This window comes from Klebsiella terrigena (assembly GCF_012029655.1).
In the GTDB taxonomy this organism is placed as follows: Bacteria; Pseudomonadota; Gammaproteobacteria; order Enterobacterales; family Enterobacteriaceae; genus Klebsiella; species Klebsiella terrigena.
This window is the reverse complement of the sequence record NZ_CP050508.1, coordinates 3,703,792-3,724,774: the sequence shown is the minus strand read 5'-3', so window position 1 is coordinate 3,724,774 and position 20,983 is coordinate 3,703,792. Positions and strand designations below refer to the sequence as shown.

Below are 20,983 nucleotides of genomic sequence, written 5' to 3'. Positions count from 1 at the left end.
TTTGTTCGACGTTGTCGGCCATACCCACCACGACCTGCTCTCGCCAGGCTAAAGCCGTGGCATAAATTTTTGCGCAATAAACAGCAAGCCCTACGAGCCTGGTCGCACATTTTTACGATGCTCCAGGTTTAGCGCTGCTCTCCCTGAGCACAAACTATTTGTGCGACTATTAATTAATGCTCCGTTTATATTTTATCTTTAATACATCAGGTTTCGCACAGGCGTAATTTCTTGAAAGCACCTCGCAAAATGGTGAGTTGATTGAGCCGAACGTTAAAATCACCTTGCTGCAATAAAGGAACTCACTTATTTTCTGAACTAACGGATCCGTTAACTAAATGACTCAGTATTCGCATGATTAACCAAGGAATAATCATGAAAAAAATATCATCCCTACGGTTTCATAAATTTCAGAAGTGCTTGTCGCCATTAGGAAAAATAATCTGCCGTCCTTTGTTTGGTGGCTATAGCCTGGCAATAGACAACACCGTATTTGCGATGGTTGCAGAGGGGGAGATCTATCTTAAGATTTGTGAGCAGGGCGCCGCATATTGCGTTGCTCATGAAAATCCGCTTTTAAAAATGCGAAAAAACGGGCGGCCAATTTTGCTTAAATATTATCAGATAAATGAAACTCTTTGGTGTGACAGTAAAATGCTTTTCAAACTATCGTCGCTTTCATTACAGGCGGCGCAAAAAGAAAAGAACCAGCAGCGTTATTCCGGCAGGTTGAAAGATCTGCCAAATATTAGTTTTCATATGGAGCTACTATTAATTAACTCAGGGGTAATAGATCAGCAGGCGCTGCGTCATATTGGTGCACAGCGTGCGTGGCTAAAGCTGCGAGAGTCGAATAAGGCCGTCACGCTGAATATTCTCTATTCACTGGAAGGGGCAATTACCGGCGTTCACGCCGCTGCGCTCCCGACGGCACGGCGTCAGGAGCTGCAGGAGTGGGCGCTTAACCAGCGGTAAGGCTGGCCGCTATTTACTCTGGCCGAACTGCCACCTGCTGCTGTAGGCGGCAGATTTCAGGTAATAGTGCTAACAACAGACCGATTTGTTGGAGCACCAGCGGCTCTTTGCTATCGGCGCGAGGTTCGAGGTGTTGGATCCGGGTCTGCAGGCGGGTGAGCGCCTGCTGTACCCGCTGTTCGTCGGCCGGTGAATGATGGAGTGCATCATCTACGTAGCAGACTGCGTCGTCCAGCAGCGCCAACGTCTCCGGCGTGGTCAGCTTCTCCCGATGCGCCCCCAGCGCTGAAATGTAGCTGGTAAAGGTATGATTCAGGCAGAGCAAGCGGAAGGCCGTTTCACGAATATCGGCATTTGCCCGGGGCTCCGTTGATAAATTCGATACCACTGAAGCCAGCTCACCGTCCCGGCTATGGGCATCCCGTCGCGCAACCCGATACGCCAGACGGTTATCGCGCCCCTGGTGATACTGTTCAAGAATGGCGTCGAGGTATCGGCAGTTGGCGTTTATGGCCTGATCCAGAACTCGCGGCAGGTTACGGAATTTCCAGTCCGGCCAAATAAAGCTGACCGCAGCCCAGGCAATCGCACAGCCGATGAGGGTATCGAAGATGCGCGGCAGAGCGACTTCAAAGCCTTCCCCCAGCAGGTTAAAGCAGAGCAGAACCAGTAGGGTAATAAACATTGTGGCGTGGGCATATTGTACATTGCGAAAGGCAAAGAACAGGACGCCAGTAAGGACAATCAGCAGCAGCTGGCCTTCGACCGAGGGTACCAGCAGCAGTATCGGTAGACCGATAGCGACCCCCACCAGGGTGCCAATAATCCTCAGGGCCAGGCGGTGACGGGTAGCGTTATAGTTTGGCTGACAAACAAACAGGCTGGTAAGCAGTATCCAGTAGCCGTGATTGAGCCCGGTTAGCTGGATAAACGCATAGCCTGCGCACAGTACCAGCGACATTCTCACCGCGTGGCGGAAGAGGGCCGATTCCGGTGACAGGTTACGGCGTAAGCGCAGCCAGATATCGCTGAAGCCGCTAAGACGGTCTTCTGCGAGTAAATTTTCCGTCGTCCCGTGCGCGGGTGCGGCAACCTGAGCGGACTCGATGGTTGCCAGCTGAGCGTCAATTGCTCTCAGGTTATTCAGCAGGAAGCCCAGCGCTTTGACCTGCTCTAACGGCTCTCCGCTGGCTCGTACGCGGTCGAGTGCGGCGTCAAGATGCATAAATGCGCGCTCGAAATGCGCATCGTGCTGGTAGGGTTCGCGCAGCAAAATAGCGCGGGATAACTTCTGACACGCCTGAGCCTGCATCGATAGCATGCGCTGAAAGCGGAACATGATGTCGCTGTAGCGAAAACGGTCGCGGAGCGTTTGGTACTGGATATGCGACGAGCTGGCGCGTTCGTGGATATCCTGGGCAACGAAGTAATACTGCAGCGTCCGTCGGGTACCTCGCTGCCCGCGGTCGCCGCGCAGGCGGGTGAGCAGCGACGTTTTAGTCTGGTTAAGCGTTGCCACCAGCTGGCCATTGGCGATAGCCAGATCGTAGAGTGGCGCCTGGCTTTCGTCTTCAATATCCGGGTCAAACATGCGTGATTTGAGATCCAGATAGCGCGCCAGCAGCTCATAGCTGCGCGCAAGATTGTCCTGAAGCGGGCGAATCGGGAAAATAATATGTCCGGCCAGCGTCAGCAGGTTGTACCAAACGGCACCGGTCAGCAAAAATAACGGCTGTAGATACCAGCGATCGTAGAGCGTGACCCCCAGCATGGTGTAGATAGCGATCAGCAGAGCGCCGAAGGCGATAGTGGCGTAACGCTGCCCCAGACCGCCGAGTAAAATAAACCCGGTGGTCGAGAGGGTTAAACCGAGAGCAAATAGCCACGGCCAGGGAAAGAGCAGCTCCACCGAAGCCGATGCGATAAAAAAGCACACCAGGGTGATGGCCAGATTGCGCAACCGCCCGGTCAGGCGGTCGTCGAGATCGGTTAACGCGGCGGCAACGACTCCGAGCGTTAATGGAATCGTGAGTTTTACTTCGCCAAGCCACCATGGAACGGCGGTTGTGCCGCAAAGTGCGATGAAAATCCTGGCGTTATAGAGCCAGGCGCTGTTCCATGTATAACGGCGTAGCAGGGGGCTAAGCATGTCAGTATTCCGTCCGATTACTGGAAGCGACGGCGCGCATTCGCTTCACGCGCGGCGCGGGCGGTTTCGACGGAAACAACCCGGCGTCCCACGGGCCACAGCGCAATAGCGGCAATTTTAAAGTTAGCGATGCCCACCGGAATACCGATAATGGTCAGGCACTGGGCGATACCGCTAAAGATATGCATCAGGCACAGCCACCAGCCGAAGAAAATAAACCATAAAATATTCAGCACGGTACCGCCTGCATTCAGCAGGCTATTCTTGCCCTGCGGCTCGAGCTCATCGACGTGAATAGCTTCATTCCCATAGGGTAAAAGAGAGAGTCGGGTAATTTCCCAGCATGAGCGGGTCAGCGGCAGCGTGAAGATCAGAATGATGCTGACCAGCGTCGCCAGCAGCCAGCCCAGCGTAGTGGCGAAACCGCCGAGGATAAAGTTCAAAATATTCAGAATGGTACGCATAAACCCTCCGTTCACTCCTGTGGATAATAAGACCCGGCCATTGTAACGTTTTTTACGCTGGAGCACCCGGTCACTGGCGGTTAAACTTAAAAACATCCAACCTGATTGAAATTCGGCATGATATGGAACTTAAAGCGACAACATTGGGCAAACGCATGGCGCAGCATCCCTATGATAGGGTGCAGCTGCTTAACGCCGGGGTAAAAGTTTCCGGCGATAGCCACGAGTATCTTATACCTTTCAATCAGTTATTGTCAGTTCATTGTCGGCGTGGGCTGGTCTGGGGCGAGCTTGAGTTCGTGCTCCCCGATGGCAAGGTCGTGCGTTTGCATGGTACCGAATGGAATGAAACCCAGCGTTTCTTTCATCATCTGAATACGCTATGGCAGCAGTGGAGCGCGGACATGAGCACCATTGCCGCCGACGTGCTGAGCCAGCAGCTGGCTGAGATCGCCCGCTCCAACGCAGAAGGCAAGTGGCTGACCCGTCAGCAGGTCAGCGAGGTGCAGGGGAAAATTCGGCGGGCGCTCACCGGACTGCCGATACCGACCAGCCGGCTTGACGCTTTCGACAACTGCCACGAGCTGTGGCGTCAATGTCAGAGCTGGCTGGGTGATACCGAGGTGGCCCGGATGGCCCACAATCAGGCTTTCACGGCCTCGATGCTCGAGCAGTACGGCGCATTTTTTGCGGGCGTGGAGTCGTCACCGCTTAACCCGGCGCAGGCGCGAGCGGTAGTGAACGGCGAGCGCTCTCTGCTGGTGCTTGCCGGCGCCGGCAGCGGCAAGACCTCGGTGCTGGTTGCCCGTGCCGGATGGCTGCTGACCAGAGGTGAAGCGGCGGCGGAGCAGATCCTGCTGCTGGCGTTTGGTCGTCAGGCGGCGCAGGAGATGGATGAGCGCATTCGCGAGCGGTTGGGCTCCGAAGATATTTCGGCGCGGACATTTCACTCCCTGGCTCTGCATATCATCCAGCAGGGCAGTAAAAAAGTACCGTCTATTAGTCAGCTTGAGAGCGACAGTCCGGCGCGCCAGGCGCTGCTGCTGAAAAACTGGCAGCAGCAGTGCCGGGAGAAAAAAGCTCACGCCAAAGGTTGGCGACAGTGGCTGGAAGAAGAGATGGGCTGGCAGGTTCCGGAAACCGATTTTTGGCAGGACAAAAAAATAGCGCGGCGAATGGCGAGCCGCCTCGATCGCTGGGTCAGCCTGATGCGTATGCACGGCGGTTCGCAGGCGGAGATGATCGCCGGCGCGCCGGAGGAGATACGCGAGCTTTTTGCTAAGCGCGTAAAATTAATGGCGCCGCTGTTGAAAGCGTGGAAAACGGCGCTAAAAGAGGAAAATGCGGTCGATTTCTCCGGCCTGATCCATCAGGCCATCAATATTCTTGATAAAGGCCGTTTTGTCAGCCCGTGGAAGCATATTCTGGTCGATGAATTTCAGGATATTTCACCGCAGCGGGCCTCACTGCTGGCCGCGCTGCGCCGGCAGAATACCCAGACCACGCTATTTGCCGTCGGCGACGACTGGCAGGCAATCTATCGCTTCAGCGGTGCCCAGCTTTCGCTGACTACCGCTTTCAATCACTACTTTGGCGAAGGGGACTGCTGCGCGCTGGATACGACGTACCGCTTTAATGGTCGCATTGGTGAAGTGGCGAACGGTTTTATTCAACAGAACCCGCACCAGTTAAGCAAGCCGCTCAACAGCCTGACCGCCGGGGATAAAAAAGCCGTTACGCTGCTGGCGGACGATAAGCTTGATGATTTGCTCGATAAGATGAGCGGCTACGTGAAAGCGGATCAGCGGATCCTGCTATTGGCGCGTTACCATCACCTGAAACCCGCCGCGCTGGAGAAGGCCGCTACGCGATGGCCGAATCTGCAGCTCGATTTTATGACGATCCATGCCAGCAAAGGGCAGCAGGCAGATTACGTGATTGTCCTTGGGCTTCAGGATGGTGATGATGCGTTCCCGGCTCCGGCGCGTGAGTCGATCATGGAAGAGGCGCTGCTGCCGCAGCCGGAGGATTTTCCCGATGCAGAAGAGCGGCGCTTGCTGTACGTTGCCATCACTCGTGCACGTCTTCGCGTTTGGCTGCTGTTCAACAAAGAGCGGCCGTCTGCGTTTGTGGAGATGCTGGAAGCGCTGGATGTACCGGTAGCAAGAAAACCTTAGCGGCTGGCGGCCTGGCCGCCAGCAGGGGCTACTTAAGGCGTTCCGCCAGGTAACGCTGATAATCCGGGATCAGAATATCGAGAGGCTCGCCAAAGTGCGGCGACAGGATAATAAAGTCGGCGGTTGAGGCATTGGTCGCAACGGGAATATTCCATACCGTCGCCAGACGCAGCAGCGCCTTAACGTCCGGGTCATGAGGCACGGCGTTTAGCGGATCCCAGAAGAAAATCAGCACATCAATTTTCCCCTCTGCAATCAGCGCACCGACCTGCTGGTCGCCGCCCATCGGGCCGCTCAGCATCGCGTTCACTTCAAGCCCGGTTGCCCTGGAGATAAGATTTCCGGTGGTACCTGTTGCGTAGAGTTCGTGTTGAGCCAGCAGCGCCTGGTGGCGAGCAACCCACTTCATCAGCATATCTTTACAGTGATCGTGAGCAACCAGAGCGATATGTTTGCGCGCGGGTAGCGTACGTGTCGTCAGTTCCATAATTTCATTCCACATTTTAGCCTGCAGACAGATTACTGGAAGTGACTGCTGCTGCAAGCATCAGGGTGAAAAATTTTGACGTATCCGCTAGTCAGCGTGGATGGCCGGTTAGCCTGGATTAGCTTACACTTGGGCTAAATAGCGGGAGGATAAAATGAAAGAGAACGATATCGCAGGCATTCTGACCTCAACACGGACGATTGCGCTGGTGGGAGCCAGTGACAAACCGGACCGTCCAAGCTACCGGGTGATGAAGTATCTGCTGGAGCAGGGGTACCACGTGATCCCGGTTTCACCGAAGGTGGCGGGTAAAACCCTCATGGGGCAACAGGGCTACGCCACGCTGGCAGATGTCACGGAAAAAGTGGATATGGTCGACGTCTTTCGCAACTCCGATGCGGCGCTGGGCGTCGCTCAGGAGGCCATTGCCATCGGTGCGAAAACGCTGTGGCTGCAGCTAGGCGTGATTAACGAGCAGGCGGCTGTTCTGGCGCGAGAGGCAGGACTAACCGTAGTGATGGACCGCTGTCCGGCGATTGAAATCCCGAGATTAGGTCTGGCGAAGTAAATAAAAAACCCCGCCGGTGCGGGGTTTTTTCTGCTAGTTGCGCAGTCGAGGTGCCTGAAGCTGCTGGCGAATGGTCCGTGCCAGCTCGTCCATTGACGGCTGCTCCGGATGCTCATCGCTGGGCTCGTTGCTGAGCTGCGCTTCGGCAAGATAGGTATGAACGGGCTGACCATCCTCATCTTCCATCACCACATGATACCAGGGCAACGCCCGCAGCTCGTCGTTGGCCGCAATTTCGTCCTCCGCCGGCTCTGCAAGCGAATATTCTGGATCGATATCAACGACCACGCCGAGGAAGCCTAACAGAGTATGGCGAACCTGCTGGCCGATACCGAATTTGCTGGCAATCATAGGCACCTCCTGGGAAACGTTATTACCTGCTATATGCGGGCAACGTTGCGCTTTTCAAGTTACATGATGCGGCAGGCAAACCCTTTTAGATACAGACCTTCCGGGTAGGTTGCGATCACGGGATGGTCGGCAGCCTGGCGGAACTGTTCTATAAATTGTACATCACGTCCGGCGTCAATTGCGGCATCGGCGATGATTTTCTGAAATAAATCGGTAGCCATCAGACCTGAGCAGGAGAAGGTCAGCAGGATCCCGCCGGGATTGAGCAGCTGGATAGCCAGCATGTTGATATCTTTATAGCCGCGGCAGGCGCCCATCAGCTGGCTTTTGTTCTCAACAAATTTCGGCGGATCCATCACGATCACGTCAAATTTTTCATTCTGGTCACGATACTTACGCAGCAGCTTAAAGACGTCATCGCGGACAAATTCAGCTTTGGAGAGATCGAGCTGGTTCAGTTCGATATTCTGCTTCGCCACGTCCAGCGCTTCCTGAGAGGTGTCCACGCTGATGACCTGGCTGCAGCCGCCCATCAGGGCAGAAACGGCAAAACCGCCGGTATAGGAGAAGCAGTTGAGGACGCGTTTGTCGGCAACATAGCGGCGGGTCGCCAGGCGGCTATCGCGCTGATCGAGATAGTAGCCGGTTTTGTGGCCGCCCTGAATATCAACCAGCAGCTGCATTCCGTGCTCGGTGATGGGCAGCAGCGCAGGCGGCATTTCGCCGGTAACCAGGCCCTGTGCCAGATCCAAACCCTCTTTTTTACGTACCGCGACATCGCTGCGATCGTAGATGGAACAGGTCGGGAACAGCGTTTGTAGCGCGCTAACGATAGAGGCGCGCTGATATTCTGCGCCAGCGCTAAGCAGCTGCAGAACGAAAAAATTGCCGAAGCGGTCGATAGTTACGCCCGGAAGCCCGTCAGACTCGCCGGCAATCAGACGATAGCTGTCGAGGCCATCGCGCTCCGCCAGCCATTCGCGCCAGGTTTGCGCCTGCTGCAGACGGCGTTCAAAAAAGGCAATATCGATCTCCTCGCTGCGGTCAAAACTCCAGACGCGAGCGCGGATCTGCGACGATGGAGAGAACGCGCCGCGAGCAAGCCATTTCCCCTGCGAATCAACGATATCGATAGTTTCGCCGGAACGGGCTTTACCTTCCATACGGGCGACGGCGCCGGAGAAAATCCAGGGATGGCGACGCAGCAGGGATTTCTCGCGTCCTTTGGTCAACACTAAGCGGGGGAAAATGGAATCTGTCATGGGGCTACCTTTAGCAACGGGAATGTCGGCACCGAAAAATGGCGCGTAGGTTAGCACATGTGGCCGCCGCAAGCACCATGCCCGCTGTGCAGGCAGATGAGCGTTTCGGCACAAAACACAGGCACTTTGGCACAATAAAAATCACCCGCGGATCTTACAGTGTTTTCCTCAACCCAATGGAGGAAAATGCAATGAAAACAGGATTTGGCTTAGCTATGGTTTTACTGCTCGCGACGTGCGGCAGCGCGGCAGCGGCGCAGTTTCAGGTCACCAGCGGCGATATGCGGGATGAAGGGAGCCTCGCTCAAGTACATTGGTTCAGCGGTTTTGGCTGCACCGGCGGCAACGTCTCGCCGCAGCTGGCCTGGAAAAATGCGCCGTCGGGGACCCGCAGTTTTGCCGTCACCGCCTACGATCCGGATGCACCAACCGGCAGCGGCTGGTGGCACTGGACGGTGGTGAATATCAGCAGCAGCGTGACGAGCTTAGCCGCTGGCGCCGGAGATAAAAACAGCGCTAAACTGCCGGGCGGAGCGGTTCAGGGGCGCAATGATTTTGGCTATGCCGGTTTTGGCGGCGCCTGTCCGCCCGCTGGCGATAAGCCTCACCGCTACCGCTTTACCGTGTGGGCGCTTGATACGCCGACGTTACCCATTGATGCACAGGCCAGCGGTGCGCTGGTCGGATTTATGTTGCACAGCCACGCTATCGCCAGCGCGCAGCTGACGGCAAGGGCAGGGCGCTAACCCCGTAAGGATGGCCAGATGCAGAATATAAACTTTCGCCATAACGCCTTAACCGCGGCGGAAATTACCTCCAGGCGCCTGTATAAACTGCATCGCGTGACCCTATTTACCCCCGCGCTGTGCCGGGTCAATCGCGGCAGCAAAATTATCGTTCAGGGCGTTAGCCAGATGCTGGCGACGCCGCAGCAGCTGATTATTCTGCCCGCCGATCTTGAGCTCGAGGTGATTAATCAGCCCGATAAGGGGCTGTTTTGCTCCGATCTACTCTCTCTGACGCCGGAGCTGCTGGCGGATTTTAAGGCCCGCTATATGAGCGAGCCGCAGCCCGGACGACTCACCTCCCTGTGCGCACCGGCGACCCCGGACCTGCTGTTTATGTGGCAAAACGTCCTGCAGGCGGTGCGCAGCGGGCTGTCGGCGGAGCTGCAGCATCATCAGGCGATGGGGCTGCTGCTGGCGCTGCATCAGGCGGGCTACGCCGGGCCGCTGCTCAATGAGCGCCAGCAAAACCTGAGCGGCCAGGTGCGGCAAATTATCATGCTGTCGCCCGCGCAGGCCTGGAGCGTCCCGCGGGTGGCGAAGATGCTGTTTCTTGGTGAATCGACGCTGCGCCGTCGCCTGCAGCAGGAAGATCAAAGTTTTCGCCAGATTGTTGAGGAGGTGCGTATGGCCTATGCCCTCGGTCAGCTACAATCGACCTCATTACCGATAGGTGAAATCGCCCTCAACAGCGGCTATCAGTCCGGTTCGCGCTTCACGGCGCGCTTTCGCCAGCACTATGGCCTGTTGCCGAAGCACGTACGCTAGCCAGAATTTGCTATTCTCAGCGTAGAGTTATTGGCAATAAAAGGAGAGCAATCATGGCGACACTCTGCACGATGGCATGGGTATATGGTTCAGTTCAGGGGGTTGGCTTTCGCTACACGACGCAGCGGGAGGCGTTACGCCTGGGGCTGACGGGCTACGCGCGCAATCTGGACGACGGCAGCGTCGAGGTTTTGGCCTGCGGCGAGGCGGAGCAGGTGGCGGCGCTGGTGAGCTGGCTGAAGGAGGGCGGGCCTCGCAGCGCACGGGTCGATCGGGTGCACATCGAGCCCCATCAGCCCACCAGAGAGTGGCAAAAGTTCTCTATTCTGTACTAGATGCATTTCACCGGTTTGGGCAGCCCGGCAATTTTCGTTGCCTGTTTGGCGGGGCCTTTGGGGAACAGGCGGTAGAGATAGCGGCTGTTGCCTTTCTCCTCGCCGAACTTATTTGCCATCGCCTTCACCAGCATCCGAATGGCCGGCGAGGTGTTGAACTCCAGATAAAAGTCGCGAACAAAACGCACGACCTCCCAGTGTTCAGTCGACAGGACAATACCTTCCCGCTCGGCAATGGCGGTCGCCAGGGCTTCGCTCCAGAGGGTGGTATCCTTCAGATAGCCTTCGCTATCGGTCTCAATTTCACTGCCTTCAAAGATAAACATAATTCTTCACATACCGCTAAAACTGGCGGCAGTTTAGCAAAAAAAAAGGCCCCGCATAAGCAGGGCCCGAGAAGAACGTGGGAGAGATTAGTCTTTGCTGGCGAAGCCCAGAATGCTGAGCAGGCTGACAAAGATGTTGTACAGCGACACGTACAGGCTCACGGTGGCGCGGATATAGTTGGTTTCACCGCCGCGGATGATGTTGCTGGTTTCAAACAGGATGGCGCCGGATGAAATCAGAATAAACACCGCGCTGATTGCCAGATGCAGAGCCGGCAGCTGCAGGAAGATATTCGCCACCATACCGATCAGCACCACCACTACGCCTGCCATCAGCATGCCGCCAAGGAAAGACATATCTTTGCGGGTCGTGAGCACATAGGCCGAGCAGCAGAAGAACACCAACGCCGTACCGCCCAGCGCCAGGCCGATCAAATCTCCCATACCCGCCGACAGATAGGCGTTAAGCATCGGCCCAAGGATATAGCCCAGGAAGCCGGTAAAGGCGAAGGCCGCGAGGATGCCCGATGGCTTGTCGGCCAGCTTATAGGTCAGGAACATCAGTCCGTACATACCGACCAGAGTCAGAATCAGCCCGGGAGATGGCAGCATCAGGACCGTGCTTGCCGTTGCCGTAATGGCAGAAAATGCCAGCGTCAGGCTGAGCAGGAAATAGGTGTTCCGCAGAACTTTGTGCGTGCTGAGCAGCGATGAACGGTCACGCGACGACGTAATTATACGATCCATGAGTCACTCTCTTATGACAGATGTTATTAATAACGAAGCATAAAAAAACCACGCCAGAAGCCATAGTGCTTTTACCCATCTTTACTTAGACCTCAGCGCAGAGAACCAGCATATTATTCTAATAAATGACGGTAAGGCGGCGCGTTTGTGCGTTTGGCGTCAGGAACCCGATCGGAATCTGATAGGTCACTGAAAGATATTGCGTTATGGCGATTCTGTGGCTAAGTGTGGAGAGGGTACAAACGAAGCACCATAAAGGCAAGGGATATGAAATTACAAAAATATAACGACATCACGCGGGCGCTACTGGTGGTGGGTTTACTCGCCGCAGCGGCGCCGACTCTCGCAGCACAGGTCCCGGCCGGCACCGCGCTGGCAGAGAAGCAGGAGCTGGTCAGAAATAACGGCAGCGAGCCCTCATCGCTGGATCCGCATAAAGTCGAAAGTGACGTGGAATTCAACATCATCAGCGATCTCTTCGATGGGCTGGTCAGCGTCTCTCCGGCAGGCGAAATTCAGCCTCGTCTGGCGGCGAAATGGGACAACAAAGATAACACCGTCTGGACGTTCCACCTGCGTCCGGGCGTCACCTGGTCTGACGGGACCGCAATTACCGCCCAGGATATTGTCTGGAGCTGGCAGCGGCTGGTTTCCCCGGCTACGGCATCACCCTATGCCAGCTATCCGGGAAATATGCATATTGTGAATGCGCAGGATATCGCGCAGGGTAAAAAAACGCCCGATACGCTGGGGGTGAAGGCTCTCGATGACGCCACGCTGGAAGTCACCTTGAACCAGCCTAACGCCGCGTTCTTGCCGATGCTGGCGCACCCGTCTCTGGTGCCGATTGATAAAGTGCTGGTCAGCCGCTTCGGCGAGAAGTGGACCAAACCCGAGCATATGGTGACCAGCGGCGCCTATAAGCTGTCCAGGTGGGTGGTGAACGAGCGCATCGTGGCCGAGCGCAATCCGCGCTATTGGGATAATGCCGCTACCGTGATCAATAAAGTGACCTATCTACCCATTAGCTCCGAGGCGGCAGATGTTAACCGCTATAAAGCGGGAGAAATCGATATCGTTTTTACGCTACCGATTAACCAGTTTACGCAGTTGAAAAAAACCATGGGCGAGCAGCTGAACGTCTCCCCGCAGCTGGCGACGTACTATTACGAATTCAATACCACCAGGCCGCCGTTTAACGACCCGCGGGTCCGGCTGGCGCTGAATATGGCGCTGGATAAAGACATCATCGCAGAGAAGGTTCTGGGGCAGGGGCAGCGTCCGGCATGGTTAATTAGCCAGCCTGATATCGGCGGCGTAAAGCTGCATAACCCGGACTATGCCAGCTGGCCGCGCGACAAGCGTATTGCCGAGGCTAAAAAGCTGCTGAGCGAAGCCGGTTATAATGACAGCCACCCGCTGGTGTTTAATTTGCTCTACAACACTTCTGAATCGCATCAGCGCGTGGCCATTGCCGCCAGTTCGATGTGGAAGAAAAACCTCGGCGTTGAGGCGAAGCTACAAAATCAGGAGTGGAAAACGATGCTCGACACCATGCATACGCATAATTTTGATGCGGTGCGCTACGCGTGGATTGCCGATTATGACGATGCCGCCACCTTCCTCAATAACTTCCGCACCGGCGATAGTGAAAATACCAGCCAGTACAGCAACCCTGCGTACGATGAAGCGTTGCGTAATGCGGCCAAAGCGCCTGACGTAGCCACCCGGGGCAAGTTTTATCAGCAGGCAGAGGACCTGTTGGGCAAAGATGTCCCGGCAGTCCCGGTTTACCACTATGTCCGTACGCATCTGGTGAAGCCGTGGATAGGCGGATTTACGCCGGATAAGCTGGGGTATTACTTTACCCGCGATATGTACATCAAAAAACATTAACGCCGGGAGGGCGGCTGGCGCTGAAATTCTGCGCAAACCGCCTGATTTTCAGACGAATAACACAGTTTTGTTTGTTTTTAAGGCAGTTGAACAAAATCGTGCTTTACAGCCTGAACGGAGGTGTTTATAGTGCGCCCCATACCGGAAGCGTGGCCGAGCGGTTGAAGGCACCGGTCTTGAAAACCGGCGACCCGAAAGGGTTCTAGAGTTCGAATCTCTACGCTTCCGCCAAATAAAAGAAGGGGTTACCGAAAGGTAGCCCCTTTTTGCTTTGGGCTGTTGGTATCGTGTTGGTCTATTCGCCGGGCATACTGTCCATTTTGACACCCTCAATCGTTTGCCTTTCCACGGCGATGGAGCATTGAGCGTCGGCGAAATTTCCCTCTTCCTGTCCTGGGCTGTTCGGTTTTGTCTATGCTGAACAACACCTTATCTTTGCTGCTCCCCTCAACGGCCGAAATATCGCCTGCGCGAAGCAGACAACCGATCCGACCCGCGTCATCGATCAGGCGCGCAGACGGAGGCCGAAGATATTGTTGCCACGCGCGTGCCGGTAATAAGCGCTGCCACCGTGTAATGTGGCTATTGCGCTGACCAGCGACAGCCCCAGTCCGCTACCGGCGGTGTGGCGGACGTTGTCTCCGCGCCAGAAACGTTCGAATAGCTTGTCAGGCTCGGCAAGCACTTCACCGGCGTTGGAGACTTCAACCTCAACGAATTCACCGCGTTGAAAGGCTCCGACGGATATCGTTCCTTTTCCCGGTGAATAGCGAATTGCATTCGTCAGCAGGTTAGTCATCGCCCGCTGGAAGAGCATTTTATCCGCGGTGAGGCTACCTTCGGCTTTCAGCTCGATGAATATTTCCCGTTCCTCCGCGACGGGCTCCAGGAAGTCGATCAGCGTTTCCAGGGCGTCATGGAGTAGGAACGTTTGTTCATTGAGTTTGATATTGTTGTGCGTGGCGCGGGCGAGAAAGAGAATATTCTCTGTCAGCCGCGACAGACCCTCCAGCTCCTCAATATTCCATTCAAGCAGAGTCTGGTATTCCGCCGCTGAACGCTCATGACCAAGCGCAACCTGATTCTGACCTAATAAAACGTTGATGGGGGTACGTATCTCATGAGCCAGGTCGTCGGCAAACTGGGTCAGACGGATAAAGTCCGTCGACAGGCGCTGGCGCATGGCATTAAGCGCCTCGCCGAGCGGAAGAAGCTCCTGCGGTATCGCCTGAAGCGGCACCGGATTATTTAACCTGTCGCTGCCGGTTTCTGCCATGATCTTGCTTAACTGACCGATCGCGCGAAGCCCTCTACGGATAAGTATCGGACTGACGGCGGCACACAGCAGAATGGCGGCCAGCGAAACCAGAATACTTTGCTGGCGATAACGTTCGAGCATGAGCGCTCGCTCGCGTGCAACCCGTGCAAGGGTAATGGTTATCGGTCCTTCCTGTGAATTTGCCTGCAGGCTAAGCGCTGAGACTTCGGTATCGTCAGCGTTGACCCAGCGGTGCAGCTGTTTCGCGTTGGGTGGGCTGCTTATCGACGTGGGCGTGATATCCGGCAAAGCAACGCCCGTATGGTTAATACTGACGTTTTGCTCATGCTGTGAGCGGATGCTGAGAATATCCTGGCGGATATCGACCATGCGATTGAAATAGAGCGGCAGGGAGCCGGGATGGGCGCCATCTTCAAGTAACTGCCTTAATTGGGCCGCACGGTTAAGAAGAGTTTGATCGTCACGCCAGATAAGCTCGCTGCGTAATGCGTTATAAAGGATCAGGCTTATACCGCTGCAGGCCATCGTCATAATCAGCGTGAAAATCGCCGTCAGCCGCAGAGTGAGGGAAGGGCTATACACCGCCGGGCTCCTGTTCCGTCAGACAATATCCCATGCCTCTTACCGTGGTAATAAGCTTTTTAGCAAAAGGATCGTCTACTTTACGTCGCAGGCGGCGAATGGCGACATCCACGATGTTGGTTTCGCTGTCGAAATTAACCCCCCAAATTTCGCTGGCAAGCAGAGTCCGGGGCAGGATTTCACCGTGACGACTCGCCAGAAGCCACAGCAGCATAAACTCTTTACGCGTTAGCGCCACGGGTATGCCGCCGCGCGTCACCTGAAGGCGCACCGAGTCCATCACCAGATCGGCCACACGAAGCGAAGTGCTGTACGGCTGGTGCTGGCGGAGCTGATTCTTTACTCTTGCCAGCAGCTCAGAAAATGAGAACGGTTTGACCAGATAATCATTCGCTCCCAGCTCCAGCCCTCTGACCCGATCGTCAACCGAATCTCTGGCGGTGAGGCAAATAACGGGAATATTGCAGGCGGTGCGCAGGGCTTGCAGCACCTGCCATCCATCCATACCCGGCAGCATAATATCCAGTATGACCAGGCTGTAGGGGTGTGCCAGCGCCAGGTGCAGGCCGTCCCGTCCGTCCGCCGCGTGATCCACGATATAGCCCGCTTCTTCCAGTCCCTTGCGCACCCAGGCGCTGGCTCTCTGGTTATCTTCAATGAGTAATAGTTTCATTCGCGCAGTTTGCCATGAATTGTATGACCGCCCCAGCGTTTCAGCGCCAGATGACAATATGGTCATCTTTCTGACAGGTTATTTCGAAAACCACTCGGGTATAAAAGTGCGGTGATTAACACAGGAGAATCAACTATGAAAAAGTCCGTTGCCGCCTTGTCCCTCGCCATGCTTCTGGCTGCCCCCGGTATTACCCTTGCCGCCAGCAAAAACCCGCTGAGCGTCCATGTTCTAAACCAGCAAACGGGGCTGCCGGCACCGCACGTTGGCGTGACGCTTGAGCAGAAACAGGGTGAGAACTGGAAGGTTCTGAATACGGCCAGCACTAACGAGGATGGCCGCATTGATGCGCTATGGCCGGGAAAGCCCTTTGAAGCGGGAGAGTACCGGGTGACTTTTAAAACCGGGAAATACTTCGCTGAACAAAAACAGCAGAGTTTTTTCCCAGAAATCCCGGTTGAATTCCAGATAACGAATACGACCACCACCTATCACGTCCCGCTGTTGCTGAGCCAGTACGGCTACTCCACCTACCGGGGAAGCTGAGCATAAATGAGACGTTTTATGCTTGCACTGACCCTTGCCACGGGATCGGGCTTCGCGTTTGCTGCTGAACCCGCGGTCGTCTATGACATGACCCAGGCGCTCAGTCAGAAACTGGCGACGGAAGCGTTGGCCGTCTGTCACGGTATGAATCGTCAGGGCGTGGTCGCCGTGGTAGATCGCGGCGGGAACCTGGTTTCGCTGATGAGGGATGACAACGTGGGGCCGCATAATACCCAGGCCGCATGGCGTAAGGCCTTCACGGCGCTGTCGACAAAAACGCCGACCAGGCAGCTGGCCAAACAGTCTCAGTCATCGCCGGATGCCGCGAACCTGAATACCGTTAACGAGCTACTGCTCCTTGGCGGCGGCGTACCGGTACAATATCGCGGCCAGTGGATTGGTGCCGTCGGTATGGCGGGAACCGGCGGGGCTGAGTCCGACGATCGCTGTGGGAGTGAAGCCATTAACAACGTACTTGGGCAAAGCCAGAATAAATAGCGCTGAAAGCACGGCTGTACTAAAGGTGGGGAAGAGCGCTTTCCCTACCTTTAGCGACGCTGATTATCCGGATGAAATAACCTAAGAGCCGCGTCAGCGAGGGCGCGGCGATCGCCTGTTTACTGCTTCACCCACACTAACCGATCGACCCGGAAGCCCAGAGCACGGGCGGTGTTCAGGTAGTCCTGCTTGACTGCTTCCGGAAGGGTTGGCGTACGCGACAGGATCCACAGATAGTCGCGGTTCGGGCCGCTGACCAGCGCGTACTGGTAATCTTCATCGAGCTTAATCACGTTATAGCCGCCGTAAAACGGCCCAAAGAACGAGACCTTCAGCGCCGCAGTGGTCGCCGGACCGGTGAAATAGGCCTTTCCTTCGCTCTCACTCCACCTGTTTTTCTGCGGATCGTAGCCGCGGTTCAGCACGCTAAGACCGCCGTCGCTGCGTTTGCCGTAGGTGGCGCTCACCTGCTCAAGGCCGCGCTCGAAGCGGTTTTCCAGGCGCGCGATTTCGTACCATTTACCCAGATAACGGTCGGCGTCAAAGCCGGTGACAGGCTGCACACCTTTTGGCGGCGTGGGGGATTTACAGGCCACCAGGGTCAAGGCGATTGCAATACCGGTTGCAACGGGCCATAGCTTCATGAGAACTCCTTTCATCTGTGCAGTTGGGAGTAAAGTGTAGTGCAAACTTTTCGCACTTCATTCCACCCGAAATGATTCGTAGTATATTGAGAGTATTCTTTATGATCAGGTACCCGCTATGTCTTACTCCATCGGGGAATTTGCCCGGCTTTGCGGAATCAACGCCACCACGCTTCGCGCCTGGCAGCGTCGCTACGGCCTGCTAAAACCGCTGCGCACCGACGGCGGACATCGCCAGTACAGCGACGACGATATCCAGCAGGCGCTAAAAATTCTCGACTGGGTCAAAAAAGGGGTGCCTGTCAGCCAGGTTAAGCCGCTGCTGGCCCGCCCCGGCCCGCGACGTACCAACAACTGGGTCAACCTCCAGGAGACGATGCTACAGCGTCTCAAAGAGGGGAAAATCGAATCCCTGCGCCAGTTAATTTACGATTCTGGCCGCGAATATCCTCGCCCGGAGCTGGTCACTGAAGTGTTGCGCCCCCTGCGCAGTAAAGTCTCGGCCAACATTCCTGCCATGATGACCCTGCGCGAAATCCTCGACGGCATTATTATCGCCTACACCTCGTTTTGCCTTGAAGGAGATAAAAAAGCGCCCGGCGATAACGCCCTGATTACCGGCTGGCACCTGGCCGATCCGTGTGAAATCTGGCTCGAAGCGCTCAAGCGCACCGGCCAGGGGCAGCGCATTGACGTACTTCCCGTCCCGCCCGCCGCGCTGGCTCCGGAAATCTTCCCGGAGCGCACATGGCTGCTGGTCACCAGCGGCAAGCTTACCGCCGTTCGCAAAAAGCAGATCGTTCTCTGGCAGCAGCAGGGCGTTTCCCTCGAAGTTATTCCTCTGTAGTTTCTTTCGTCCACTGCCGATGTTGTTCCTCACGCGCCACCGCAAGGTGGCGTGCCTGCGTGTGACTATCAAAAATTAAGCGCCTAAAGAACTTAATTTAATTGATTGAAATACATTAAGTAAAAAAATAATATCATTATAAACTTGGACAAATAAACTTAATTGTCTAAGTTTTAACTATGCGAGTGCGCTACGTTGTTTAACGTCAGGATGAGACTTATGAGCACAATGCCGTCCGTTATCAATCGGTTTGTTGAGTACTACGCCGGACTGGATAACCAGCCGCCATCGGCGCTGGCCGCGCTCTATGAGGCTGACGCCACGCTTATCGATCCGTTTGGTGAGCACCGGGGGCTTTACGCCATCCAGCGTTACTTCACCCATCTTCTGGCCAACGTGGAGCACTGTCGCTTTTCCATCGATCCGCCGCTGTGCGACGGCCACTTTTTTGTCGTGACCTGGACCATGCACTGGTCGCACCCGCGTATTGACGGAGGTGCGATCCTGACGTTGCCAGGATGCTCGGTAGTAAAGATTCAGGGCGAGATGATTACTAGCCAGCGCGACTACTACGATGCTGGCGAGATGATCTACGAGCATCTCCCGCTGCTGGGATGGGCGGTGCGCAGCGTGAAGCGCAGGGTGCGCCCATGATGACTGTCCTCATCACGGGTGCAAGCTCCGGGATTGGGGCCGGACTCGCCAAATCCTGGGCCGATGACGGCTACCGCGTCATCGCCTGCGGGCGGGATCGGGCCCGCCTGGAGGCCCTGCAGCGCTGCAGCCCAAACATCGCCATACGCCTGTTCGATATGACAGACAGGGACGCCTGTCGCCAGGCGCTGGCGGGCTGTTCCGCGGAGCTGACGATCCTCTGCGCGGGGACCTGTGAATATCTGCAAAATGGGGTGGTGGATGCCGCCCTGGTGGAACGGGTCATCACCACCAATTTTCTGGGCCCCGTCAACTGCCTGGCCGCGCTTGAACCGCAGCTGGTTTCGGGAAACCGCGTGGTGCTGGTCAGCTCGATGGCGCACTGGCTGCACTTCCCACGCGCCGAGGCGTACGGGGCGTCAAAAGCCGCGTTGACCTGGTTTGCTAACAGCCTGCGGCTGGACTGGGAGCCCAGGGGTATCGCCATCACCGTAGTTTCGCCGGGCTTTGTCGATACCCCCCTGACGCGTAAAAATGATTTCCCTATGCCCGGACGGGTCAGCGTGGAGAGCGCAGTGAAGGCTATCCGGCGCGGCTTGTCCAAAGGGAAAGACGATATCGCTTTCCCGACGGGGTTCGGTCTTACCCTGCGCCTGCTTGCTGCTCTTCCTGCCGGCCTTCAGCGTATATTTCTGCGCAGGATGGTACGCTCATGAACATCGCCATTATCGGCAGCGGCATCGCCGGGCTGACCTGCGCCTGGCGGCTCGCCGGGCATCATCAGGTGACGCTTTTCGAAGCAGAGCCCACGGTTGGCGGGCATACCGCGACGGTCGATGTCGCGACGCCGCAGGGGGCCTGGGCCATTGATACCGGGTTTATCGTCTACAACGACCGCACCTATCCCCGTTTTACCGGCCTGCTAAGCGAGCTGGGCATCAGCGGGCAAAAAACGCAGATGAGCTTCTCGGTGCATAACCCGCAAAGCGGCCTGGAGTACAACGGACATACCTTAAGCTCGTTGTTTGCCCGGCGTCGCAATCTGGTGAGCCCGAGGTTCTGGGGATTGCTAAAAGAGATCGCCCGTTTTAATCGGCTGGCAAAAGGGACGTTAGGCAACGTCGATCGGCACGCCACGCTCGCCACCTTTCTGGAACAGCACCGCTTCAGCGCATTTTTCGCCCGCCATTACATTCTGCCGATGGGGGCCGCTATCTGGTCCTCGTCACTGCAGGAGATGCGTCGTTTTCCACTGCCGCTTTTTTTGCAGTTTTTTGAGCATCACGGCCTGTTGGATATGACCCATCGCCCGCAGTGGTTCGTCGTACCCGGCGGTTCGCGGGAGTATATTCGCGCCATGCTGGCGCAGCTGGGGGATCGTCTGACCCTACACCTCAATGCCCCCGTGCAGAAGGTTATCCGTGATGACCGCGGCGTGACGGTTCAGCTTGCAGCTGCGAGTCATACGTTCGATCAGGCGATCTTCGCCTGCCACTCAGGGCAGGCCCTGGCCATGCTCGCTGAGCCCTCTAAGGCCGAACGTGAGGTGCTGGGCGACATCTGCTGGCAGCGTAATGAGGTGGTATTACACGGTGACCCTCGCTGGCTACCCGTACGCGAGCGCGCCTGGGCGAGCTGGAACTATCGCCTGAGCGAGCACGATCGGGCCCGCGCCTGCGTCACCTACAACATGAATATCCTGCAAGGCCTGCCGGCAAATGCCCCTTTGTTCTGCGTCACCCTGAATCCGGATACGCCGGTAGATGAACGCTATGTCTGGCGGCATTTGGCCTATGAGCATCCGCTGTTTACCCCTAAAAGCTGGCGCGCACAGGCTCGCCGTCATGAGATTAACGGCCAGCGGCGCAGCTGGTTCTGCGGCGCATACTGGTACAACGGCTTTCATGAAGATGGGGTGCGTAGCGCGCTGGATGTGGTGCAGGGGATTGCCGCCGGAGAGGGGCGCTAAG

23 protein-coding genes and 1 tRNA gene are annotated in these 20,983 nt (G+C 56.2%); 14 read left to right on the top strand and 10 right to left on the bottom strand.

Going from position 1 to position 20,983, the window contains the following annotated elements:
- The first annotated feature begins 375 nt into the window (after window positions 1-375).
- Window positions 376-975 (top strand): TfoX/Sxy family DNA transformation protein, encoded by a 600-nt coding sequence (locus HCK03_RS17570; protein ID WP_041144832.1) that lies wholly within the window; start codon window positions 376-378, stop codon window positions 973-975.
- 13 nt (window positions 976-988) lie between these two features.
- Here the strand turns inward: HCK03_RS17570 and yccS are convergent, their stop codons facing one another.
- Together yccS and HCK03_RS17560 are read right to left on the bottom strand one after the other, a co-directional pair.
- Window positions 989-3,124: a YccS family putative transporter gene (yccS, locus tag HCK03_RS17565; protein ID WP_041144833.1), complete on the bottom strand. Its 2,136-nt coding sequence runs from the start codon at window positions 3,122-3,124 to the stop codon at window positions 989-991.
- A 17-nt stretch (window positions 3,125-3,141) separates the two neighbouring features.
- A complete protein-coding gene (locus tag HCK03_RS17560; protein ID WP_041144834.1) occupies window positions 3,142-3,588 on the bottom strand; it encodes a YccF domain-containing protein in 447 nt (148 codons plus the stop codon).
- A 122-nt stretch (window positions 3,589-3,710) separates the two neighbouring features.
- Between HCK03_RS17560 and helD the strand changes: the two genes are divergently transcribed.
- Complete coding sequence (gene helD, locus HCK03_RS17555; protein WP_167691972.1) at window positions 3,711-5,765, top strand: DNA helicase IV; 2,055 nt, start codon at window positions 3,711-3,713, stop codon at window positions 5,763-5,765.
- A gap of 28 nt (window positions 5,766-5,793) precedes the next feature.
- Here helD and mgsA read toward each other — a convergent pair whose 3' ends face one another.
- Complete coding sequence (gene mgsA / locus HCK03_RS17550) at window positions 5,794-6,252, bottom strand: methylglyoxal synthase (RefSeq protein ID WP_041147568.1); 459 nt, start codon at window positions 6,250-6,252, stop codon at window positions 5,794-5,796.
- Window positions 6,253-6,406: 154 nt separating this feature from the next.
- Between mgsA and HCK03_RS17545 the strand changes: the two genes are divergently transcribed.
- On the top strand, window positions 6,407-6,820 hold the full coding sequence (locus HCK03_RS17545) for a CoA-binding protein (protein WP_134525489.1): 414 nt from the start codon (window positions 6,407-6,409) through the stop codon (window positions 6,818-6,820).
- A 33-nt stretch (window positions 6,821-6,853) separates the two neighbouring features.
- On the opposite strand, the gene hspQ is transcribed toward HCK03_RS17545, so the two are convergent.
- Together hspQ and rlmI are read right to left on the bottom strand one after the other, a co-directional pair.
- Window positions 6,854-7,171 carry a heat shock protein HspQ gene (gene hspQ / locus HCK03_RS17540; RefSeq protein WP_167691971.1) on the bottom strand — a complete coding sequence of 106 codons (318 nt, stop codon included), beginning with the start codon at window positions 7,169-7,171 and terminating at the stop codon, window positions 6,854-6,856.
- A gap of 59 nt (window positions 7,172-7,230) precedes the next feature.
- Window positions 7,231-8,406 carry a 23S rRNA (cytosine(1962)-C(5))-methyltransferase RlmI gene (gene rlmI, locus HCK03_RS17535; protein WP_172620479.1) on the bottom strand — a complete coding sequence of 392 codons (1,176 nt, stop codon included), beginning with the start codon at window positions 8,404-8,406 and terminating at the stop codon, window positions 7,231-7,233.
- A 218-nt stretch (window positions 8,407-8,624) separates the two neighbouring features.
- Here rlmI and HCK03_RS17530 point away from each other — a divergent pair, with 218 nt between their 5' ends.
- The 3 genes from HCK03_RS17530 to yccX are packed head-to-tail and all read left to right on the top strand — an operon-like array spanning window position 8,625 to window position 10,321.
- Window positions 8,625-9,179 carry a YbhB/YbcL family Raf kinase inhibitor-like protein gene (locus HCK03_RS17530; protein ID WP_041144839.1) on the top strand — a complete coding sequence of 185 codons (555 nt, stop codon included), beginning with the start codon at window positions 8,625-8,627 and terminating at the stop codon, window positions 9,177-9,179.
- An 18-nt stretch (window positions 9,180-9,197) separates the two neighbouring features.
- A complete protein-coding gene (locus tag HCK03_RS17525) occupies window positions 9,198-9,986 on the top strand; it encodes a helix-turn-helix transcriptional regulator (protein WP_041144840.1) in 789 nt (262 codons plus the stop codon).
- A 53-nt stretch (window positions 9,987-10,039) separates the two neighbouring features.
- On the top strand, window positions 10,040-10,321 hold the full coding sequence (yccX, locus tag HCK03_RS17520) for an acylphosphatase (protein ID WP_167691970.1): 282 nt from the start codon (window positions 10,040-10,042) through the stop codon (window positions 10,319-10,321).
- On the opposite strand, the gene tusE is transcribed toward yccX, so the two are convergent.
- Complete coding sequence (tusE, locus tag HCK03_RS17515; RefSeq protein WP_167691969.1) at window positions 10,318-10,647, bottom strand: sulfurtransferase TusE; 330 nt, start codon at window positions 10,645-10,647, stop codon at window positions 10,318-10,320. The genes yccX and tusE overlap by 4 nt on opposite strands.
- A gap of 87 nt (window positions 10,648-10,734) precedes the next feature.
- Window positions 10,735-11,394, bottom strand: a complete 660-nt coding sequence (gene yccA / locus HCK03_RS17510; RefSeq protein WP_041144843.1) for an FtsH protease modulator YccA — start codon at window positions 11,392-11,394, stop codon at window positions 10,735-10,737.
- A 267-nt stretch (window positions 11,395-11,661) separates the two neighbouring features.
- Between yccA and HCK03_RS17505 the strand changes: the two genes are divergently transcribed.
- Window positions 11,662-13,290 (top strand): ABC transporter substrate-binding protein, encoded by a 1,629-nt coding sequence (locus HCK03_RS17505; RefSeq protein ID WP_167691968.1) that lies wholly within the window; start codon window positions 11,662-11,664, stop codon window positions 13,288-13,290.
- 143 nt (window positions 13,291-13,433) lie between these two features.
- Window positions 13,434-13,521: transfer RNA gene (locus HCK03_RS17500), tRNA-Ser, on the top strand.
- Window positions 13,522-13,795: 274 nt separating this feature from the next.
- On the opposite strand, the gene HCK03_RS17495 is transcribed toward HCK03_RS17500, so the two are convergent.
- Together HCK03_RS17495 and hprR are read right to left on the bottom strand one after the other, a co-directional pair.
- Window positions 13,796-15,151: a heavy metal sensor histidine kinase gene (locus HCK03_RS17495; RefSeq protein ID WP_123551173.1), complete on the bottom strand. Its 1,356-nt coding sequence runs from the start codon at window positions 15,149-15,151 to the stop codon at window positions 13,796-13,798.
- Window positions 15,144-15,824 (bottom strand): response regulator transcription factor HprR, encoded by a 681-nt coding sequence (gene hprR / locus HCK03_RS17490; RefSeq protein ID WP_167691967.1) that lies wholly within the window; start codon window positions 15,822-15,824, stop codon window positions 15,144-15,146. Before hprR ends, HCK03_RS17495 begins: the two co-directional genes overlap by 8 nt.
- Window positions 15,825-15,959: 135 nt before the next feature.
- Between hprR and uraH the strand changes: the two genes are divergently transcribed.
- Entirely contained in the window at window positions 15,960-16,370 is a 411-nt protein-coding gene (uraH, locus tag HCK03_RS17485; RefSeq protein ID WP_041144847.1) for a hydroxyisourate hydrolase, read from the top strand.
- An 18-nt stretch (window positions 16,371-16,388) separates the two neighbouring features.
- Window positions 16,389-16,868, top strand: coding sequence for a GlcG/HbpS family heme-binding protein (locus HCK03_RS17480; RefSeq protein WP_227503277.1), 480 nt, complete (start codon window positions 16,389-16,391; stop codon window positions 16,866-16,868).
- 119 nt (window positions 16,869-16,987) lie between these two features.
- Here the strand turns inward: HCK03_RS17480 and HCK03_RS17475 are convergent, their stop codons facing one another.
- On the bottom strand, window positions 16,988-17,512 hold the full coding sequence (locus HCK03_RS17475; RefSeq protein ID WP_115193200.1) for a lipocalin family protein: 525 nt from the start codon (window positions 17,510-17,512) through the stop codon (window positions 16,988-16,990).
- Between the two features lie 118 nt (window positions 17,513-17,630).
- Here HCK03_RS17475 and HCK03_RS17470 point away from each other — a divergent pair, with 118 nt between their 5' ends.
- The 4 genes from HCK03_RS17470 (at window position 17,631) to HCK03_RS17455 (ending at window position 20,982) form a co-directional block, all read left to right on the top strand.
- Window positions 17,631-18,359, top strand: a complete 729-nt coding sequence (locus tag HCK03_RS17470; RefSeq protein WP_123551174.1) for a MerR family transcriptional regulator — start codon at window positions 17,631-17,633, stop codon at window positions 18,357-18,359.
- Window positions 18,360-18,578: 219 nt separating this feature from the next.
- Window positions 18,579-19,013, top strand: coding sequence for a nuclear transport factor 2 family protein (locus HCK03_RS17465; protein WP_041144851.1), 435 nt, complete (start codon window positions 18,579-18,581; stop codon window positions 19,011-19,013).
- Window positions 19,010-19,729 (top strand): SDR family NAD(P)-dependent oxidoreductase, encoded by a 720-nt coding sequence (locus tag HCK03_RS17460; protein ID WP_041144852.1) that lies wholly within the window; start codon window positions 19,010-19,012, stop codon window positions 19,727-19,729. Before HCK03_RS17465 ends, HCK03_RS17460 begins: the two co-directional genes overlap by 4 nt.
- Window positions 19,726-20,982 (top strand): NAD(P)/FAD-dependent oxidoreductase, encoded by a 1,257-nt coding sequence (locus HCK03_RS17455; RefSeq protein WP_167691966.1) that lies wholly within the window; start codon window positions 19,726-19,728, stop codon window positions 20,980-20,982. The genes HCK03_RS17460 and HCK03_RS17455 overlap by 4 nt, the downstream gene beginning before the upstream one ends.
- The last annotated feature ends 1 nt before the right edge of the window (window position 20,983 follow it).

Coding starts and splice junctions, on each gene's coding strand:
- mgsA (WP_041147568.1), bottom strand. CDS start 6,252: ATGGAACTGACGACACGTACGCTACCCGCGCGCAAACATATCGCTCTG.
- HCK03_RS17455 (WP_167691966.1), top strand. CDS start 19,726: ATGAACATCGCCATTATCGGCAGCGGCATCGCCGGGCTGACCTGCGCC.
- helD (WP_167691972.1), top strand. CDS start 3,711: ATGGAACTTAAAGCGACAACATTGGGCAAACGCATGGCGCAGCATCCC.
- HCK03_RS17570 (WP_041144832.1), top strand. CDS start 376: ATGAAAAAAATATCATCCCTACGGTTTCATAAATTTCAGAAGTGCTTG.
- yccA (WP_041144843.1), bottom strand. CDS start 11,394: ATGGATCGTATAATTACGTCGTCGCGTGACCGTTCATCGCTGCTCAGC.
- HCK03_RS17525 (WP_041144840.1), top strand. CDS start 9,198: ATGCAGAATATAAACTTTCGCCATAACGCCTTAACCGCGGCGGAAATT.
- HCK03_RS17480 (WP_227503277.1), top strand. CDS start 16,389: ATGCTTGCACTGACCCTTGCCACGGGATCGGGCTTCGCGTTTGCTGCT.
- HCK03_RS17470 (WP_123551174.1), top strand. CDS start 17,631: ATGTCTTACTCCATCGGGGAATTTGCCCGGCTTTGCGGAATCAACGCC.
- HCK03_RS17560 (WP_041144834.1), bottom strand. CDS start 3,588: ATGCGTACCATTCTGAATATTTTGAACTTTATCCTCGGCGGTTTCGCC.
- uraH (WP_041144847.1), top strand. CDS start 15,960: ATGAAAAAGTCCGTTGCCGCCTTGTCCCTCGCCATGCTTCTGGCTGCC.
- yccX (WP_167691970.1), top strand. CDS start 10,040: ATGGCGACACTCTGCACGATGGCATGGGTATATGGTTCAGTTCAGGGG.
- hspQ (WP_167691971.1), bottom strand. CDS start 7,171: ATGATTGCCAGCAAATTCGGTATCGGCCAGCAGGTTCGCCATACTCTG.
- hprR (WP_167691967.1), bottom strand. CDS start 15,824: ATGAAACTATTACTCATTGAAGATAACCAGAGAGCCAGCGCCTGGGTG.
- HCK03_RS17475 (WP_115193200.1), bottom strand. CDS start 17,512: ATGAAGCTATGGCCCGTTGCAACCGGTATTGCAATCGCCTTGACCCTG.
- tusE (WP_167691969.1), bottom strand. CDS start 10,647: ATGTTTATCTTTGAAGGCAGTGAAATTGAGACCGATAGCGAAGGCTAT.
- HCK03_RS17505 (WP_167691968.1), top strand. CDS start 11,662: ATGAAATTACAAAAATATAACGACATCACGCGGGCGCTACTGGTGGTG.
- HCK03_RS17465 (WP_041144851.1), top strand. CDS start 18,579: ATGAGCACAATGCCGTCCGTTATCAATCGGTTTGTTGAGTACTACGCC.
- HCK03_RS17460 (WP_041144852.1), top strand. CDS start 19,010: ATGATGACTGTCCTCATCACGGGTGCAAGCTCCGGGATTGGGGCCGGA.
- HCK03_RS17545 (WP_134525489.1), top strand. CDS start 6,407: ATGAAAGAGAACGATATCGCAGGCATTCTGACCTCAACACGGACGATT.
- HCK03_RS17530 (WP_041144839.1), top strand. CDS start 8,625: ATGAAAACAGGATTTGGCTTAGCTATGGTTTTACTGCTCGCGACGTGC.
- yccS (WP_041144833.1), bottom strand. CDS start 3,124: ATGCTTAGCCCCCTGCTACGCCGTTATACATGGAACAGCGCCTGGCTC.